Annotated in this window: 18 protein-coding genes; 15 read left to right on the top strand and 3 right to left on the bottom strand. The window is 43.2% G+C overall.

Annotation, left to right across the window (positions count from 1 at the left end; genetic code table 11):
- Nucleotides 1-12 precede the first annotated feature (12 nt).
- Entirely contained in the window at nt 13-1,479 is a 1,467-nt protein-coding gene (locus GFH32_RS17135) for a TlpA family protein disulfide reductase (RefSeq protein WP_153512762.1), read from the top strand.
- Between the two features lie 63 nt (nt 1,480-1,542).
- On the opposite strand, the gene GFH32_RS17130 is transcribed toward GFH32_RS17135, so the two are convergent.
- From GFH32_RS17130 to GFH32_RS17120, 3 genes are all read right to left on the bottom strand, one after another.
- Complete coding sequence (locus tag GFH32_RS17130) at nt 1,543-1,764, bottom strand: hypothetical protein (protein WP_153512761.1); 222 nt, start codon at nt 1,762-1,764, stop codon at nt 1,543-1,545.
- A 57-nt stretch (nt 1,765-1,821) separates the two neighbouring features.
- On the bottom strand, nt 1,822-2,382 hold the full coding sequence (locus GFH32_RS17125) for a MauE/DoxX family redox-associated membrane protein (protein WP_153512760.1): 561 nt from the start codon (nt 2,380-2,382) through the stop codon (nt 1,822-1,824).
- An 80-nt stretch (nt 2,383-2,462) separates the two neighbouring features.
- On the bottom strand, nt 2,463-3,056 hold the full coding sequence (locus GFH32_RS17120) for a Crp/Fnr family transcriptional regulator (protein ID WP_153512759.1): 594 nt from the start codon (nt 3,054-3,056) through the stop codon (nt 2,463-2,465).
- Between the two features lie 567 nt (nt 3,057-3,623).
- Between GFH32_RS17120 and GFH32_RS17115 the strand changes: the two genes are divergently transcribed.
- The 14 genes from GFH32_RS17115 (at nt 3,624) to GFH32_RS17050 (ending at nt 15,902) form a co-directional block, all read left to right on the top strand.
- A complete protein-coding gene (locus GFH32_RS17115) occupies nt 3,624-4,568 on the top strand; it encodes a hypothetical protein (RefSeq protein ID WP_153512758.1) in 945 nt (314 codons plus the stop codon).
- A 77-nt stretch (nt 4,569-4,645) separates the two neighbouring features.
- Nucleotides 4,646-5,683 (top strand): histidine kinase, encoded by a 1,038-nt coding sequence (locus GFH32_RS17110; protein ID WP_153512757.1) that lies wholly within the window; start codon nt 4,646-4,648, stop codon nt 5,681-5,683.
- Between the two features lie 17 nt (nt 5,684-5,700).
- Complete coding sequence (locus GFH32_RS17105; protein WP_153512756.1) at nt 5,701-6,447, top strand: LytR/AlgR family response regulator transcription factor; 747 nt, start codon at nt 5,701-5,703, stop codon at nt 6,445-6,447.
- A gap of 111 nt (nt 6,448-6,558) precedes the next feature.
- Nucleotides 6,559-7,746, top strand: a complete 1,188-nt coding sequence (locus tag GFH32_RS17100; RefSeq protein ID WP_194285651.1) for a hypothetical protein — start codon at nt 6,559-6,561, stop codon at nt 7,744-7,746.
- Nucleotides 7,747-7,921: 175 nt separating this feature from the next.
- Nucleotides 7,922-8,359, top strand: a complete 438-nt coding sequence (locus GFH32_RS17095; protein ID WP_153512754.1) for a hypothetical protein — start codon at nt 7,922-7,924, stop codon at nt 8,357-8,359.
- Between the two features lie 112 nt (nt 8,360-8,471).
- Entirely contained in the window at nt 8,472-8,822 is a 351-nt protein-coding gene (locus tag GFH32_RS17090) for a DUF4134 domain-containing protein (RefSeq protein WP_153512753.1), read from the top strand.
- A gap of 12 nt (nt 8,823-8,834) precedes the next feature.
- Nucleotides 8,835-9,188: a DUF4133 domain-containing protein gene (locus GFH32_RS17085; protein WP_153512752.1), complete on the top strand. Its 354-nt coding sequence runs from the start codon at nt 8,835-8,837 to the stop codon at nt 9,186-9,188.
- Nucleotides 9,178-11,655, top strand: coding sequence for a TraG family conjugative transposon ATPase (locus GFH32_RS17080; RefSeq protein WP_153512751.1), 2,478 nt, complete (start codon nt 9,178-9,180; stop codon nt 11,653-11,655). The genes GFH32_RS17085 and GFH32_RS17080 overlap by 11 nt, the downstream gene beginning before the upstream one ends.
- A gap of 9 nt (nt 11,656-11,664) precedes the next feature.
- Nucleotides 11,665-12,342: a conjugal transfer protein TraI gene (locus GFH32_RS17075; protein WP_153512750.1), complete on the top strand. Its 678-nt coding sequence runs from the start codon at nt 11,665-11,667 to the stop codon at nt 12,340-12,342.
- Between the two features lie 35 nt (nt 12,343-12,377).
- Nucleotides 12,378-13,010 carry a hypothetical protein gene (locus GFH32_RS17070; RefSeq protein ID WP_160366842.1) on the top strand — a complete coding sequence of 211 codons (633 nt, stop codon included), beginning with the start codon at nt 12,378-12,380 and terminating at the stop codon, nt 13,008-13,010.
- Between the two features lie 95 nt (nt 13,011-13,105).
- A complete protein-coding gene (locus GFH32_RS17065; RefSeq protein WP_153512748.1) occupies nt 13,106-13,648 on the top strand; it encodes a TerB family tellurite resistance protein in 543 nt (180 codons plus the stop codon).
- Between the two features lie 18 nt (nt 13,649-13,666).
- On the top strand, nt 13,667-14,863 hold the full coding sequence (traJ, locus tag GFH32_RS17060; RefSeq protein WP_153512747.1) for a conjugative transposon protein TraJ: 1,197 nt from the start codon (nt 13,667-13,669) through the stop codon (nt 14,861-14,863).
- A 17-nt stretch (nt 14,864-14,880) separates the two neighbouring features.
- Nucleotides 14,881-15,501, top strand: a complete 621-nt coding sequence (gene traK, locus GFH32_RS17055) for a conjugative transposon protein TraK (RefSeq protein ID WP_153512746.1) — start codon at nt 14,881-14,883, stop codon at nt 15,499-15,501.
- A complete protein-coding gene (locus tag GFH32_RS17050; RefSeq protein WP_153512745.1) occupies nt 15,501-15,902 on the top strand; it encodes a hypothetical protein in 402 nt (133 codons plus the stop codon). Before traK ends, GFH32_RS17050 begins: the two co-directional genes overlap by 1 nt.

The following is a 15,902-nucleotide window of genomic DNA, read 5'->3' as shown; positions in this document are numbered from 1 at the left end:
AAATCTATACTTATGAAAAACTTACGATCAATGATCCTATTCATTGCATTCGCCTGCTTAGGAAACAGCTCCATTGCTCAAAAAAAAGCGGTGATATCTGGAACCATGGATTTTGGCTCCCCTGAGGAAGTGGTTTCCGTTAATATGCTTGTGAACGATGGAAGTCATGGTTTCGCGCCGCATAATGATACGGTGTTTAGTCAACCCTTAAATAAACGTGAATTTAAATTTGACATTCCCATCAATGGAGACTTGGCTTATGTCAACATCAATTTTTATAAACGGCCTTATTTGCTAGATGAACTCTGGTTTCCAGAGGTGTTTTTGTTAGATGGTGATAGCATTTTCATCCACGTCAATTCACATAAGGAAATTTCCTTCTCGGGGAATGCAGCGAAGAAATTTGAATTAATTTATCAATTAAGCAAGCTTCAATACGGAGGGATAAAAGGATTCTCCGAGGATCCAGCAACCTACTATAAAGAAAAGTTTGCCGTATTAGCACAGGCGAGATCCTTAATCGATCAAGCCGCGGGAATGGTGGATGACCGAACCCTAAAACTTATCGAAGCCGATCACTTTGGCTTGATGCTGGGCTACATCTATCAGTGCTTTAGTTTCTACGAATTTGGTGCGCTGCACAGCAAAGCTTTTGGTGAAATCGGGCTGGATATTTATAAGAAATATCTCTACGATAGAAGGGAGCAGATTAGCGATACGACCCTCACTAAATCTTCATTGTATTTTTCTAATTATTTAATGCATAAGGAAATAGCGGATCATCAGTTTGACAATCTAACAAAAAATACAGCCTATGATCCGATCGATAGGCTTAGCAGTAGCTTCCCCCCGGGAATATTGAGAGATAAAATTTTAGTAAACTTCCTATTTTATAATAGAACAACTTTTCATGCATATTTCTATCCCGCATTGGCATTGGTGGAATCCCAGCAGTATAAAACGCTATTTTCGGTCTATGAAAGAAATTTTGTGCTGCCAACAGTTCCTGATCAAAGCATCGTATTGGTGAATCAACATAACGAGCCTGTACAATTGGCAGACTTGAAGGGAAAAATAGTATTGGTGGATATGTGGTATACTGGCTGTTTACCTTGCATACAAGTAGCCAAAGCGCTGCCGAAAGTGGAATCTGCGTTCAGAGATCGGAATGATGTGGTTTTTGTGAGCTTGTCCATCGACAAGGACAAGAACAAATGGCTTCAAAGTATTGATCCCTTGTCCCAAGCAAATGAAACCGAAGGAATGAATGGCCAATATTTCGTTTCCGATCATACACTGTATTGGAATGCCGGACAGGGAGATAACAAAAAGAACTTCACAAAACGGTATAATATATTTGGGACCTACCCCTTTTTGTTTCTAATCGATCGGCAGGGGCGAATTGTTTCCCGCAAGCTTCCGCACCCCGAAAAGGAAGATGGGCAATGTCTTATTGATGTTATCAAGTCTTATTTGTAAGCGTTTAAGAATCAAATCAGCGAACAGGGCATCATGGAATTAATACCATGATGCCTTCTAGGGTTACTCAGCATCAATTAATACTGCAAGGCCTCGATTGGCAGTGGGAATAAAGTTCCCGTTAACCAACACGGCGGTACATAGGCGGTCCGTTTGCTCATCACAAATGGCCAATTTGTCCGCGGGAATTGCAGCCCACACCGGTGTGGATAGTCCTGGGGTGGTATTGTAGTGCGTTGGACTTTGATAAGTCGATCTCGCAAAACTAAGCGTAATACCCATCATCAGCATGAGCGCTAATATGGGGAGATTGAAATTTTTAAGTTGCTTTTTCATGATTTTTCAAATTAGTGAAGCGTTTGCTTCGGATTTAAGCTCAGATGATTCCTGGACCCTGATCACCTTCGTTATTGTTGTTTCTATCGCGAGCAGGAGGGGTCCTAATTCCTGCAGTTTTTTCATTGGAAGTAGATTTAGAGTTCTCGGCTCCTGCGTTTGTTTTTTTTTTAGATACAGGGCGATCAGGGAAAGGAATAGAAAAACAAGGTTAAACACAAGGTGCTCCCCGTAAGAGAGTTGCTGAATGATTCCACCGCATGAACAAGGACGATATCCAAAAATACGCGACATAGCAAGAAGGAGATAACCTGTAAAAACTGCCAGTAAGCTGATCGATGCCCATAAGCCAACGATTCTGGTGCGTGTATAGATCAATAGCATGGAAATGATAAATTCTATGCTTGGAATAAGCCAGGTTAATAAGTCTGCGATTGACCTGCTAAAAATTTGTTTTTGCATGCTTGCCTGTGCTTGTTGATAATTAAATAGTTTAGTTGAAGCAGCATAAAATAACATCAGAGCAATAGTGCCTGATAGAATCGCAGTAAATTTTTCCTTTTTCATAATCTTTGATTTCCTAAATTAAAAATATGAAGGGAATAGGTTTCTTAGTTGACTACATAGTTAGTCCAATTGTTGTGAATTTAGTTCGTTTTTTTGTTCACAGCAGATTTTTCAGACCGATCAAGGGACTGTTTTACTTTTTGGACGGTACCTCTGGAAATGCCCAGCAGCTGCCCTTGCTCATATTGGTTGAGCAAATTGTTAAACTCCGGTAAATGTTTGCGGAATAGCAGGTAGCGATCGGCAGCCTTTGAGCAGCTAGCAGACTCGCGTAACAAATAAAGAAACCTGATTTGCTTCCGCTCGAACATCGATATGAATACCTGAATGCACTCATCTTGATTCAACCAAGCGCGAAGGCTGGCGTAGGAAAGTTTAAAGATGCTACCCGATCGCAAAACTTCGATCGACCCGCTTACTGACCTGTCGCTGTAGATATGTACGGTCGTGGACAGGCCCATATGTTGGGTAGCTAAATTGAGGATCTTGATGCGATTTTCAGCGCTGTAGTTCAGGTTGCCAATGAGGCCTCGACTGACGATATATATGTTTTTTTGATACTTCCCTTGTTGGTATAAGCGCTGTCCTCTTTTGGTGCGCACATACTCGAGGTTCTGCTGTGCCCAACGGATGTGGGAATCCTGAAGATTGCACCGTGTTGCCCACTTATCCATTAAGCTTGCGAAGTCTCTGTTGTTATGGCCCATATCCATCATCGATCTTAGGTCAAAGGAAATACGATACTCTCTTTGCCGCTGCAATTTCCTTAGAGTATTCGAAGATTTTTTATTACATGCGTGAAAGTCGAGTGATACCGAGTTAATATCGCGCGGTTTTAGGATAAACCAGCAAAGTGTGGTGTCGCGACAACCTTTGTGCTTACTTTCACCAGTAGATTTTGAATGCTTAAATATTTCCTACAGATTTACGCTGATTGATCGCAAGTCTTCTAGGCCGGAAGCCGTAAATCCGATGCGAAATCGGAACACTACTTTACTTAAAATTGACCTGAACATGGAATGGACTCCAAGCGGGAATTTTGTGCAGATGTTGTCTAATAAACCTCTTAGTTTCGAAGAGTTTTTGGAACTTACACAAAAGGATCTGGATGAGCGGAAATGCAATATTGTGTTTCCATTTTAAACTGAAATTTCAGCGTGTATCCCGATGCACGCTGAATAACTGGCTTATTCGTACCACGAGTCTTCAGCAACACGGTCGGTTTTTAACGCAACAGAATAATGACAAACTCTTTAAAAGATGCTTATATGGAAATGAGCATCCCACGATGGACATCTTTTGCTTATAGTTCCGCAAGCTTTCAACATATACTTGGCTATAGGCCTGCAGAGCAGGATCTTGACGATTTTGATGCTGTGGAAAAATATGCGCAAAAGCGAGCTCGAGTGAGTCCAGAGATCCCCTTGGGCTGGAAAGCATGGCAGCATGTCGGTCCCGAAGACTATTGGTCGAAACCTCGAATGTGGGTTAGTTTCCATTTCGGGGTCTATCAATTTGTTCCTTTGAGGTTATTAATCCTCGGATGCTCAATTTGCCTTATACTATCCACAGCGGTGCTGCAATCCTATCAACAGTATTATTCAAAATTTGTTAAAGAGTTACCAATCAAAGGGCGTCTATATTTACTAGCGGCCGAGGATTCTAAACTGTTTTTTAGACTTAAGCAGCTGGTCGAAAAAGGTTTTCATATTTTAGTTTTCGCCGACGGTTTTAAGGGAGCCAAGCAGACCGTTGATGCAGCGTTAGATCAGGTTAAACTGCACCAAGCTCAGCTAGGGGTTCGTACGGGTTACCTCCGTCTAGCAAAAATATTAAGGACACCAGTCATGCTGATGTTAGATCATACCGCAGACCCTCGGGCTGAAGGTTCACTCCTTATACATGCTATCGGTGGCAGCAGCGAGCAAGACTTGCTGGTAAGTCTATTCTATCATTTCGAAGTCTATCTGAAGAAAAATCCTGAACTTTGGGAGATTTGGCTATACCTGCATCGTTACTCGCGGCCGACATCATCGTTCGCAAACTGGCCACCGGCTCGCCGGATTCTACCGATATCTACCGAACACGGTGGCAGGATGCTTGATAAATACACCTATCGGGAGCACCATCTGTCCGCAAAACAATATGAAGAATTATTGCAGAATATTTTCGTAATAAATATCTAATAGCTACATTTAACACTAATAAAACATATAGTTAACTAATAGGGAATTTATTATTTTTCGTTCTTGTATTTTCGCCGATGAAACCCAGAGCACATATTCTATTTTGGATAGGTTATACAATCTATTTTTATTTACTAAATAAGTTGGGAAATCCGAAGCTTAGCATCATGACGGTCGTTTTGTCTATTCCACTGTTTATGCTGATATTTTATGCCCTTTCCCACATCTTAAAACGTTATTTCGCGTGCAAAAAATACGTTCTTGCCTTCTTTCTAATTGTTGTGGTGTATGGCACAACGGCAGGGGTACTCTATGCAATTACCTGCAATTGGCTGGGGATGAGTTTGCTCTATGGCGAGTATTTGATGTATAGGGATGATTTTGATATTCGAAAATTCCTCCAGACTTATTTGGTCCTGATTGGCCATTTCAGCTTTCTGGCCATACTTGGCTATCAGTATAATAGGAGGCTTATGGCGGCCAAAGATACGGTCGGGCACTTGCAGGCGCTACTAAAAGAACAAACACTACGCAAATCTTTGGCGTATAATAACCTCTCGCAGCAGGTTCCGCCGCATCTATTAGTGAACGTATTTCAATCTTGGTCTATGCAATTAAGAAATCGAGATCTGAATTTAACCCAGCAGATTGACGAGATGTACGCATTGATTCATTTTTTTATGTTAAGCTGCTCGCCCGGCGCGCCACGGACAATTTTACTTTCCAAAGAAGTGGAAATGTGCAAACGCTATTTGCGTATTCAACAAGACCTACATCTGCACCCATTTAATCTATCGTGGGATTTGCAGGGTAATTTAGATGCCGTGTTAATACCGCCTACCAGTTTAATCACGCTATGCATGAATATTCATAAACACGGCGATCTTTTTGATGAGCATCATGCAGTACAAATTCAAATCCACGTACACAAAGGTTACTACCTGATCGATATTGAAAATCCAATACCTCGTCTCCATTTAGGCTATTTAGGGCACGGAGTTGGTCTGAAAAACTTGCAAGAACGCCTAGCCTTTGTTTTTGGTAGTGATTTTTCTTTGGAATATGGTCCCTCAAATAAGGGCTATCGGGTGCATTTAAAGGTAGGTATTGATTAATAAAACAAAGATATAAAATGAAACAATGGTTAGCTATAATTGTCGATGATCAGCAGAGCAGCATTGATGCGCTCACGGAGAAAATGCATGAAATCGAATCAGTAAAAGTGCTGAAAACCTTCACCGACCCAATTAAGGCGCTTACCTTTTTGCGCGTAAACCCTATCGATCTTGTTTTTCTGGATATGGAGCTTGGAAAGATGACTGGATTTTCTTTCATGAACTCCATGCCGCGCAAACACTGTAAGGTGATTATTTTTTCTGCATTTGCTCAATTCGAGGATCCTGGCTTCGAACGTAACGTCATAGATTTTTTGCTCAAACCCGTTTCGCAAACGCGGTTGAAATGGAGTGTGCAGCGATTGAACGAAAATCTGCTTTTGAACCATCCCGAGCTGACCAACTTAGACTCACTTGACCATTGTTATAACTTCTTCCAAGTAGCTGGCGATCGACGTAACATGCGCGTGATGGTGCATTTCAAAGATATCATCTATATACGAAAGGTAGATCGATTTGTCCTGATCTATCAAAACGACGGTCTGGATCCCGCAATCAGTCGCAAAAGCTTTAGAGAAATAATTGATTCATTACCCATGAAGTATTTTATTCGATGCGCCCAATCGACCGTATTTAATATCAATTACTTTCACTCTTACATCGATCAATCAATCCGGCTGAATCACGTGAAAGAGCCGATCTGGTCGGGTAAACTTTATAAATATCCGGAACTGCGCGATTTTTTAGAAATTAACAAAATCTAATAATTCTTTATTAAACTCGATCACTTACAACTCGTTTTTTGACGAGTTATAGGCTTTCTATGCCTGAAACTTAGTGTTATAAACGAACTATCCAATGTCCTGCCTATGAAAATGAAAAAAAAATATGCGCTCTACTACTTCGATACACTCATCCAACAATTGCTCAAACTTCTCCCCGATGAATGCCATGAATTTCAGGGAATCCCCTCGCGTGACATTCTTCGTCAAGAATTTCTACAATTTCAATTCATCGTGAAAACGACCGTCATCGCCAAGGGGCGAAAGCGAGACCTCCAGATATTTTTATCACAACATTACCAAGAAACACTAACGCTAATGGAACAGATCGATCAGAAAGTGAGTTCCGCACCGGACTGGTATGTCTGTCTAGCACCTACAATAGATGAAATCATCGATATACTCGAGGATATTTGTATCTATTTTGAAAAGCGCTTTGGCAGTCTTTTAGGAAGTCGCAACTCCATCTCCAAGATCTATGCAAAGAAGCAGATAAAGCAGATCGCACTGCAGTTTTCCGAAATAAAACAAACGCTGCCACCAGGACCACTTGCCGATGAATTGATAAAACATTGCTGCCGAATTATAAAGAATCAGCAGCTACATTTCCACATCAATAAAGCCTCTTTGAATTACTACTTTCTACTGCTACGCTCGCTGAAAAATTGGAATTGGACGATGCAGCATGCTACTTTTTCTGCCATGGAGTGTTTGCTGATTTATTTGAATTTTAATTCCAAAGCGGCTATGAGCATTATGACCCAGCGCTTGCAAAAAATGACGCTGGAAATGGGGGATACCAAAGCACAATTGGAGACTTTTTTAAACCTTCAGCGTACTTTTAACCAGTTTCATCGAAAGCCCGGTATTTCATTAAATCCTAGTTACCAATCCTTGGATCGATTTATTAATAGTTGGTTTCAAGCCGAAATAACGTTCTTAAATCAAAAGCTACAAACTCAATTAAGTCCCCTGCAGGCAACAGCTGAACAGTCGAGGCCCCAAGTTATCCCTAGCCAGCGAGAACCCGTTCGGCTCAGATGCAATTTGAGCTGCGACCAATTAGCCTTGATCTTTCGGGCGATTGATGAGGTCAAACTTGTTGATGCGCGCTCTTTAAATCAAGTCTATAAGATTATCGTACCTTTTCTATCAACTCCATTTCGCAACGAACTTTCCCCATCCTCTATGCGTGTAAAGTCATATGATCCGGAAGCACGTGACAAGCAGCTGGTAATCGAGCGCTTAGAAGCGATGATTGCTAAAATACAGAATTATTGAGCCGAGGACTTCTTAGACTATTGCCTAGCCTTAGTTAGAGGTACAAGTTAGGGTACACCGCCATTTTGTACTTGTCGTGTATTTTTAATTCGAGTTACTTTGATTCAACAAAAGCCCAAATATGCTTTGCTGAGTGGGAGCTGAATGTTTAAAGCTGCACTTACAGTTAAACCTAATGATAAGATATATGTTGAATTACATTTCCTGGAACGAGTTTTTTGTCTTCATTGCTATTTTGCTCATCCTGTATTACCTGACACTTTGGGCGATGTCCTATCGCCGCGCAGTTAAGAAACCATTATACGATCTCCCGCATCAAATGCCTATGCTGGAGACGCCAGGAACGGATCTTGATGCCTTAAAAACCAATGAATCGGATTCAACACTTCTGCAAGAATTTATGCAACAACTGCAATATTATCTGGAACCCTATAGCGGGCAGCGGATCGATGGCCTTGAATTCAAGGAGGTATTGAATGGTTTGATGCAACAATATCCTCAATTGTTGGAAAACAGCGGAAAAGAGGAGCTGATGGAGTTAATCGAAAAATCAATCGAGCGCTTTGCTATAGAAGTTCCCCAGGGGACCGCATGGCGCATGAATCCAAAATAAAAAGCGCAGAAGCCCTCGCCCCCTCCCTCTGACGGACTTCGTCTTCCTTTCTCTTGTATTGGAGTCGGTGGCGATGGCAAGCGCTAAATGTAAACCTAATATCCCATGCAATATGAAAAAAACAAGTGAAATTAAATTTTTGGCCTTAAAATTTAACTGGTCCAGCCTAACCTTCCATCTGTTGTTTCTAATGATCACCCTTATGATCCAGTATCCGGCCTGGGCACAAGATGGAAATGCCGGTATTAGCGCAGCCAACGAGCAAGTAAGAAGCTATTTCGAGCAAGGGACAAAGTTGATGTATGCTGTGGGCGCCCTATTGGGGCTCATCGGGGCTGTTAAAGTTTTTCAAAAGTGGAATAATGGTGATCCCGACACAGGTAAAGTTGCCGCAGCGTGGTTTGGAAGTTGTGTCTTTCTAGTGATTGTTGCCACCGTGATCAAATCATTTTTTGGTGTTTAATCATGCTCAACAATGGCAGCTACAATCTATTACATCAATAAAGGTATCAACCAACCGTTATATTTCAAGGGGTTTCAAGCACAGTATGTAAGCTACCTTGCCATAGGGTTGGTGCTTTTGATGCTGCTTTGTGCTAGTTTGTTCTTTATCGGATTCTCGCCCTACATATGCCTGATTTTAGCGATGTCCGTAGGCTCGTTTTTGATTGGAAAGCTCCACCAGATGAGCCGTCGATATGGACGATTTGGACTGCTCAAAGCCGTCGCCGCAAGAAAGATACCCCATAGTATACGCAATAATTCCCGAGGAATTTTTATGCATCCAGATAGATATTTTAAACCCAAAGAGTGGACTTATGCACAATAGCTTACAGGAGAAATTTCCAATTATGGATGTACAAAACGACTGCATCCTTAGTCGCGCTGGAGACCTTACTTTCGTTTTTGAACTCGATCTTCCTGAGATTTTTACGCTTTCCGATCTGGAATACGAAACATTCCATCAAACTTGGATCAAAGCGATTCGATTACTACCCGCCAACAGCATTTTGCACAAACAGGACTGCTTTACCCAAGAACAATACCAAGGCGATTTTGATGCCGCGCACCAGAGTACGCTGGATCGCTGCAGTGAACGTTACTTCCACGAAAGAGCATACCTCGGGCACCGATGTTTCCTCATGTTAACCAAACGCCAAAAACGGCAGAAACAGGTGAGCTCCTTGACTAGCAGTTTGATAACCGGACGTTTTTTGCAACCGCAGCTAGTGGATGGTTCAGCATTAGCAGAATTCCAAGGTATTGCTTTGCAATTTCAGCAGATCCTAATCGATAGTGGCCTAGTGAAGTGTCGAGGCCTGCAGCGCAGTGAGATCCTCAGTAGTAGCCAGCATAAAGGCCTGCTGGAATCCTATTGCTGTCTTTCCTTTAATCAACAGCAAGCTCAAGTTCAAGATATTACATTCTCGGAGGGTTTGCGCGTAGGGGATCAACACTGTCAAATCTATAGTCTAGCAGATACCGATGTCCTGCCAAGGCTTTGTGGCAGCCGTATAAACTACGAACGCTATTCAACGGACCGTACGAAGCTTGGTGTTGGATTCGTTTCTTGTATTGGGCAGCTACTCAACTGCAATCACATCTACAATCAATATATCGTTATTGAAGACCCGGTGAACACGATCCAGAAGTTCGAACGCAAGCGCCTGCGCTTACAATCGCTCGCGGCATACTCCCGGCAGAACTTGCTTGCTCGCGATGCGACAAACGACTTTCTGAATGAAGCGTTAAGTCAAAAGCATCAACCAATCAGAGCCCACTTTAACTTAATGGTCTGGGAAAGCCGAAAAGATAAATTATTTGAGTTGAAGAACCAAGTTTCATCCGCACTTGCGCAAATGGATGCCCTCAGCAAACTAGAAACCGTTGGAGCGCCGCAGCTATTTTGGGCAGGCATACCTGGCAACGCGTCTGACCTACCTGTGAATGACTTGTTCGACACCTTCATTCAGCAGGCTGCCTGCTTTCTGAATTTAGAAACCGCCTACAAAACCTCGACAAGCCCAGTGGGAATCCGCTTAGGAGATCGGCTGAATGGTCGCCCATTGCATGTAGATATCTCGGATGAGCCCATGAGATTGGGAATTTGTTCCAATCGAAATAAATTTATTTTGGGCCCATCAGGAAGTGGAAAATCATTTTTTACTAATCACATGCTACGCACGTATTACCAACAAGGGAGTCACTTGGTACTGGTTGATGTGGGGCATAGCTATAAGGGACTCTGCGATATGCTTTGTGGGTATTATTTCACCTATAATGAACGGAAACCGCTGCAATTCAATCCCTTCTTCCTAAACGATGGTGATACCCTGGATACCGAAAAAAAAGAAAGCCTAAAAGCCCTGCTGCTGGCGCTGTGGAAAAAAGATGATGAAAAGTATCGGCGTTCCGAATATGTTGCACTATCCAATGCAATCACAGGATATTATCATTTCTTGGATCAGCAGCCTCAATGTTTTGCGTGTTTTGACACCTTTTACGAATATCTCGCCAAAGATTACTTGCAGCAGTTGCAAGTCGAGGGGGTCTCCGTCAATAACTTCGATATCGATAATTTGCTTTATGTCTTGCGCCCCTATTATAAAGGAGGTGAGTTTGACTACTTGTTGAACGCCAAGGAAAACCTGGATCTCCTAGAGCAACGTTTTATCGTATTTGAATTGGATGAAATAAAAGACCATCCGATTTTATTTCCTGTGGTTACCATCATCATTATGGAGGTCTTCATCTCTAAGATGAGAAAACTGAAAGGGATACGTAAAGTTATTTTGATTGAGGAGGCTTGGAAAGCGCTCATGAAGGAGGGCTTTGCCAGCTACATTCAATATCTATTTAAAACCGTTCGAAAGTTCTATGGAGAGGCCATTGTGGTGACCCAAGAAGTGGATGACATCATCTCTTCGCCCATTGTCAAACAGGCAATTATCAATAACAGTGATTGTAAAATTCTTCTGGATCAGAGTAAGTATCAAAATAAGTTCGATCAGATCCAAGAGTTGCTCGGCCTGACCCTGAAAGAGAAGGCACAAGTACTCTCACTAAACCGTTCGAATGATCCAAAACTTAAATACAAAGAAGTCTTTATTAGTTTGGGAGGACAGCTTAGTAAAGTGTACCGCACCGAAGTTTCCTTAGAAGAGTATTTGGTGTTTTCCACAGAACAAAAGGAAAAACTTCTACTGGCCGAATACATAGAGCGATCTGGAGGTGATTTCAATGGTGGACTTCGCGCTTTAGCGCAAGCCATACGAAATAGAGAGATAAACTTTTAAGCATATGTTATGAGAGGGACCCTGTTAAAAATACTCCTTGCGTGCTCTTTGTTCCTGATAACCCCATCACAAGGATATAGTCAACTGGCGATTGCTGAAATTATCAAGGCAGGCATAAAACGTGTTATTAAAGCGGCCGACTTACGCATTCAGCGCCTCCAGAATCAGACGATTTGGTTGCAAAATGCGCGGAAGCAAATTGAAAATTTATTGTCCAAGATCCGATTACAGGAGATCGCCGATTGGTCCCAGCGCCAGCGCGATCTGTATGAAAATTACTACCAAGAGCTAACACAAGTGAAAGCAATCTTAGCTTCTTATGGACGAGTAGCAGAGCTGCTGAAGCAGCAGCGAACGATGCTTACAGCATACCAAACGACTTGGAGAAATTTGGAGTCCGACACCTTGTTCAGCATTCAAGAAAAGGACCATATGCAGCGTGTGTATCGGGGCATGCTCAAAAGTTGCCTAGAAAATCTTGAACTGCTAGCATTGCTCGTCAAATCTTTGCGTACGCAAATGTCCGATGCGGAGCGTTTGACCCTCATGCAACAAGCTCAGGCTAAGATTCAACAGCACTATTTGGATATGAAAGAATTTAATAACCAGAATGCCTTACTGCGTATCCATAGAGCGAAACAAAAGCATGAGCTCAATCAGTTAAAAAATCTTTATAACCTGCAATAAATTCCAATACCATGAAAACACCTCTCTTTTTAGCAATGGTTTGTTGTGCCTTGAGTCTGGGCTTGCGTGCGCAGACTACCGCGGAATGGATTAAACAAAAACGCACGCAAACTAAATATTTGCTGGAGCAGATCGCCGCTAGTACAGTTTATAAGCGGTACATCAAGTCCGGGTATGAGCTGATGAACTCGGGCTTAGCGAGTTTAGCAAAGTGGAAACAAGGGGAACAGTTCCTGCATAGGCATTTTTACGATGCTGAGGTCGCTGGCATGTTGCCTGCTGTACCCCAAGCCTTGCTCGAGCAATTTAGGAGGCTCCAAAAAGAGCGACTCACACATGTAAACAGTTTGCAGCGATTAATACGGCAAGAGCATACCTTAACTAGGAAGGAGGTGGAGCACATCGCTGCGATGTCTCGGCGGCTGATGCTGCAGACGCGAGAATTTCAGCAGCGGCTTTTGCTACTCGCTAAGGATGGACCGCGAGCTTTAAATGATCAACAGCGATTACAGGAAATTGTAAGCTTGCTGCAAGAGATGGCATCATCTAATCACCTCGCAAACCGGTTTTACCGAGATTGGAAAATGATGTCCACCGATCGATATCGCAAGCAAGTCGAATCTGCGCGTCTTCGCAAGATACAACTTAGTGAGGAGAGGAGACCATGAGAACCTTGATAACTTTGCTCTTTCTTGTCCTGTCGCTCGTGGCGGTAAGTCCGATCAGCGCCCAAACACAGGAAATTACCCAGTTGCTACTTAATGTGGAGAAGCTTGCACAATTTAGGGAGGTGCTCAAGCAGATGAAGCAAGGTTACCGCATGCTGATTGCGGGCTATGGTCAAGTGAAGGATCTCACGCAAGGAAACTTCGAGTTACATGAATCGTTTTTAAATGGCCTGTTGAAGGTGAGCCCTACTGTTCGAGGATACCAGGGCGTAGCAAAATTAGTTAGCGCTCAAATAGAAACCTTAAAACAGGCTAAACGATCTTATCAAGTATTTCAACAAAGTGATTGTTTCAGTGCCAAAGAAATGGACTACCTGCTAAAAATATATAATCGACTCGGCCGAGAGAGCCTTTTGAACTTGGAAGAGCTAAGGGTTCTGTTAACAGACGGGAGTCTGCGTATGAGTGAGGCAGAGCGCCTTTTGGCCATTGATGATCTGCTGGATAAGCAACTGCAAGGTCTACAATTCCTAAGAGCGTTCAATGCGCAAAACCACTTGTTGAGGATGCAACGCCTTAAAGAAATACGTGATTTGCGATCTACAGGGCAGCTTTATGCTTCTCCTAGTTTTCACTAAAATCAAACATCAAACGACATGATAAATCGAATTATATGCATTTTTATTTTTTTGTTACCTAGGTTTCTTTTCGCACAGGGATCTGGGCAGGAGATTGCCAGCTTGCAACAGGTGCTCGATCAACTATACCAGCAGATGCTGCCCCTATGTCGAGGGCTAATTGGTGTAGCCCAATCAATTGCAGGCTTTGCCGCACTCTGGTATATTGGCTCACGCGTGTGGCGACACATTGCCCGCGCCGAGCCGATAGATTTCTATCCACTGTTTAGACCCTTCGTGCTAGGATTCTGTATTCTTTTTTTTCCTGCGATCGTGGCCTTGATTAATGCGATCATGCAACCCACAGTTGAGGTGACAAGAAACATGGTTGGTAACTCCAACAAAGCGATCCAGGAACTGCTGATCATTAAAGAAAATCAACTGAAAAAGACCGATGCCTGGCAACTCTATGTTGGGCAGGATGGTCAAGGCGATCGAGACAGATGGTATACCTATACGTATGATGAAAGCGCTTCTGGGGAAGGCATGCTGGAGGGGGTTGGCAACGACCTCCGCTTCGCCATGGCCAAGGCTTCTTATAACTTCCGCAATTCGATAAAAGAATGGCTTAGTGAATTGCTGCAAATTCTTTTCGAATCCGCCGCGCTTTGCATAAATACCTTGCGCACCTTTCAGCTGATTGTGCTTGCGATCTTGGGTCCCTTAGCGCTGGGCTTGTCCGTATTTGACGGGTTTACCCACCTGTTGCAAAACTGGATAGCGCGCTACCTTCACGTTTTTCTGTGGCTTCCTGTAGCGAATATCTTTGGCAGTATCATCGCCCGAATTCAAGAGAATATGCTGAAGGTGGATCTAGCACAGCTTGAAGCAACTGGCGACACTTTTTTTAGTCGCATTGATATCGCCTATCTCATCTTTTTAATCATTGGTATCGTCGGCTACTTTACAGTGCCCACAGTGGCTGGATATATCGTATCCGTTGGTGCTGGGAGTGATTCGTTTGGTCGTCAGACGAATACTGTTTTTCACAGTGCTGCAACGACCGGCGGGGCTGCTGTGGGGGGTCTGGTAGGTGTTGCATTCAGTGGAATGAATCGAGCCAGCCCAGAAATCCTCGACGCTAATTCCCGATCCGCAGCGAGCGATCGTTCGCCGCATCAAACCAACCAGAATAATTCCTCCTATATGAAAGATCAAATTAAGGGCGATACGTAATACTAAAACCATCAACGATGTTTACAAAAATTAAGCATATCGATACGGCCTTCCAGCAGCTGCGTAGTCTGGCACTTTGGGTGATTGTTTGCTGCTTTTCGATGCTCACTACGGCATTTTTATTGGGATACCGGCTGATTTCACGCACGCAAGATCGTATTTACGTGCTAGCTGGAAGTCAGGCGATTCCAGCATTCGCCAGCTCCACACGCGATAACCTATCGGTGGAAGCTAGGCACCATGTGGCCTGCTTCCATCAGTATTTTTTTACCCTCGACCCCGATGAGAATGCCATTAAGCGGAGTCTCCAGAAAGCCTTGTATTTGGCCGATATCACCGCCAAGCGGGTTTATGATGACCTGCAAGAAAATGGGTTTTACTCCAGTGTAATCTCTGGAAATGTTAATCAAACCATCCAAGTCGATAGTGTTCAGCTGGATGAGGACGTATATCCCTTGAAATTCCGATGTTTTGCTACCCAGCAGATCGTAAGACCTAAAAGTTTCACGAATCGCCGATTGATCACCGAAGGTCAATTAAGGCAAATATCTCGAAGCGATAATAATCCGCATGGATTTTTGATCGAACGCTGGAAAACCATACTGAATCAAGATCTCTCCACACAAACAAGGAATTAATGCAGGCAGGATCAAAGTTCATTCAACTAATGAGTCGCTTGAGCAGGCGAATACGGTGGAATTTCAAACAAGAAAACCGATTCGGCAGCGCTGGGGTAGCGCGGGCAGCGTTCGCATTGCTTTTGCTGGGTTTATTCCTTTATGTGGTTTTGGATAGTCGATTATATCCATGGGAATATGCATCGCTGCAGCGCGCTACGGGCGTGGCTCTACAGCAGTCGGCAGAACACCGATTCCAACTCCGAGCGGAGGCTCCCGAGAATTTTCGGATTCGTGCTTTCTGCAGGTATATGGACAGTTTAAACAGTAGCCCGCAAGGGAAAAAGACCTACGATAGCATCATGGAAAGACGTCCAGGTCTGTTAGATAGCGCAAGAAACTTATTGTATCACTATAACTAA

The sequence above is a fragment of the Sphingobacteruim zhuxiongii genome, from assembly GCF_009557615.1.
Classification (GTDB): domain Bacteria; phylum Bacteroidota; class Bacteroidia; order Sphingobacteriales; family Sphingobacteriaceae; genus Sphingobacterium; species Sphingobacterium zhuxiongii.
Note: the sequence above shows the minus strand (reverse complement) of the source record. Positions and strands in the feature narration are given on the sequence as shown.

Excerpts from the sequence above, each read along its gene's own strand:
- GFH32_RS17115 (WP_153512758.1), top strand. The coding sequence starts at position 3,624 with ATGACAAACTCTTTAAAAGATGCTTATATGGAAATGAGCATCCCACGA.
- GFH32_RS17090 (WP_153512753.1), top strand. The coding sequence starts at position 8,472 with ATGAAAAAAACAAGTGAAATTAAATTTTTGGCCTTAAAATTTAACTGG.
- GFH32_RS17070 (WP_160366842.1), top strand. The coding sequence starts at position 12,378 with ATGGTTTGTTGTGCCTTGAGTCTGGGCTTGCGTGCGCAGACTACCGCG.
- GFH32_RS17075 (WP_153512750.1), top strand. The coding sequence starts at position 11,665 with ATGAGAGGGACCCTGTTAAAAATACTCCTTGCGTGCTCTTTGTTCCTG.
- GFH32_RS17135 (WP_153512762.1), top strand. The coding sequence starts at position 13 with ATGAAAAACTTACGATCAATGATCCTATTCATTGCATTCGCCTGCTTA.
- GFH32_RS17105 (WP_153512756.1), top strand. The coding sequence starts at position 5,701 with ATGAAACAATGGTTAGCTATAATTGTCGATGATCAGCAGAGCAGCATT.
- GFH32_RS17130 (WP_153512761.1), bottom strand. The coding sequence starts at position 1,764 with ATGATGGGTATTACGCTTAGTTTTGCGAGATCGACTTATCAAAGTCCA.
- GFH32_RS17095 (WP_153512754.1), top strand. The coding sequence starts at position 7,922 with ATGATAAGATATATGTTGAATTACATTTCCTGGAACGAGTTTTTTGTC.
- GFH32_RS17120 (WP_153512759.1), bottom strand. The coding sequence starts at position 3,056 with ATGGATAAGTGGGCAACACGGTGCAATCTTCAGGATTCCCACATCCGT.
- GFH32_RS17080 (WP_153512751.1), top strand. The coding sequence starts at position 9,178 with ATGCACAATAGCTTACAGGAGAAATTTCCAATTATGGATGTACAAAAC.
- GFH32_RS17050 (WP_153512745.1), top strand. The coding sequence starts at position 15,501 with ATGCAGGCAGGATCAAAGTTCATTCAACTAATGAGTCGCTTGAGCAGG.
- GFH32_RS17125 (WP_153512760.1), bottom strand. The coding sequence starts at position 2,382 with ATGAAAAAGGAAAAATTTACTGCGATTCTATCAGGCACTATTGCTCTG.
- GFH32_RS17100 (WP_194285651.1), top strand. The coding sequence starts at position 6,559 with ATGAAAAAAAAATATGCGCTCTACTACTTCGATACACTCATCCAACAA.
- GFH32_RS17085 (WP_153512752.1), top strand. The coding sequence starts at position 8,835 with ATGGCAGCTACAATCTATTACATCAATAAAGGTATCAACCAACCGTTA.
- traK (WP_153512746.1), top strand. The coding sequence starts at position 14,881 with ATGTTTACAAAAATTAAGCATATCGATACGGCCTTCCAGCAGCTGCGT.
- traJ (WP_153512747.1), top strand. The coding sequence starts at position 13,667 with ATGATAAATCGAATTATATGCATTTTTATTTTTTTGTTACCTAGGTTT.
- GFH32_RS17110 (WP_153512757.1), top strand. The coding sequence starts at position 4,646 with ATGAAACCCAGAGCACATATTCTATTTTGGATAGGTTATACAATCTAT.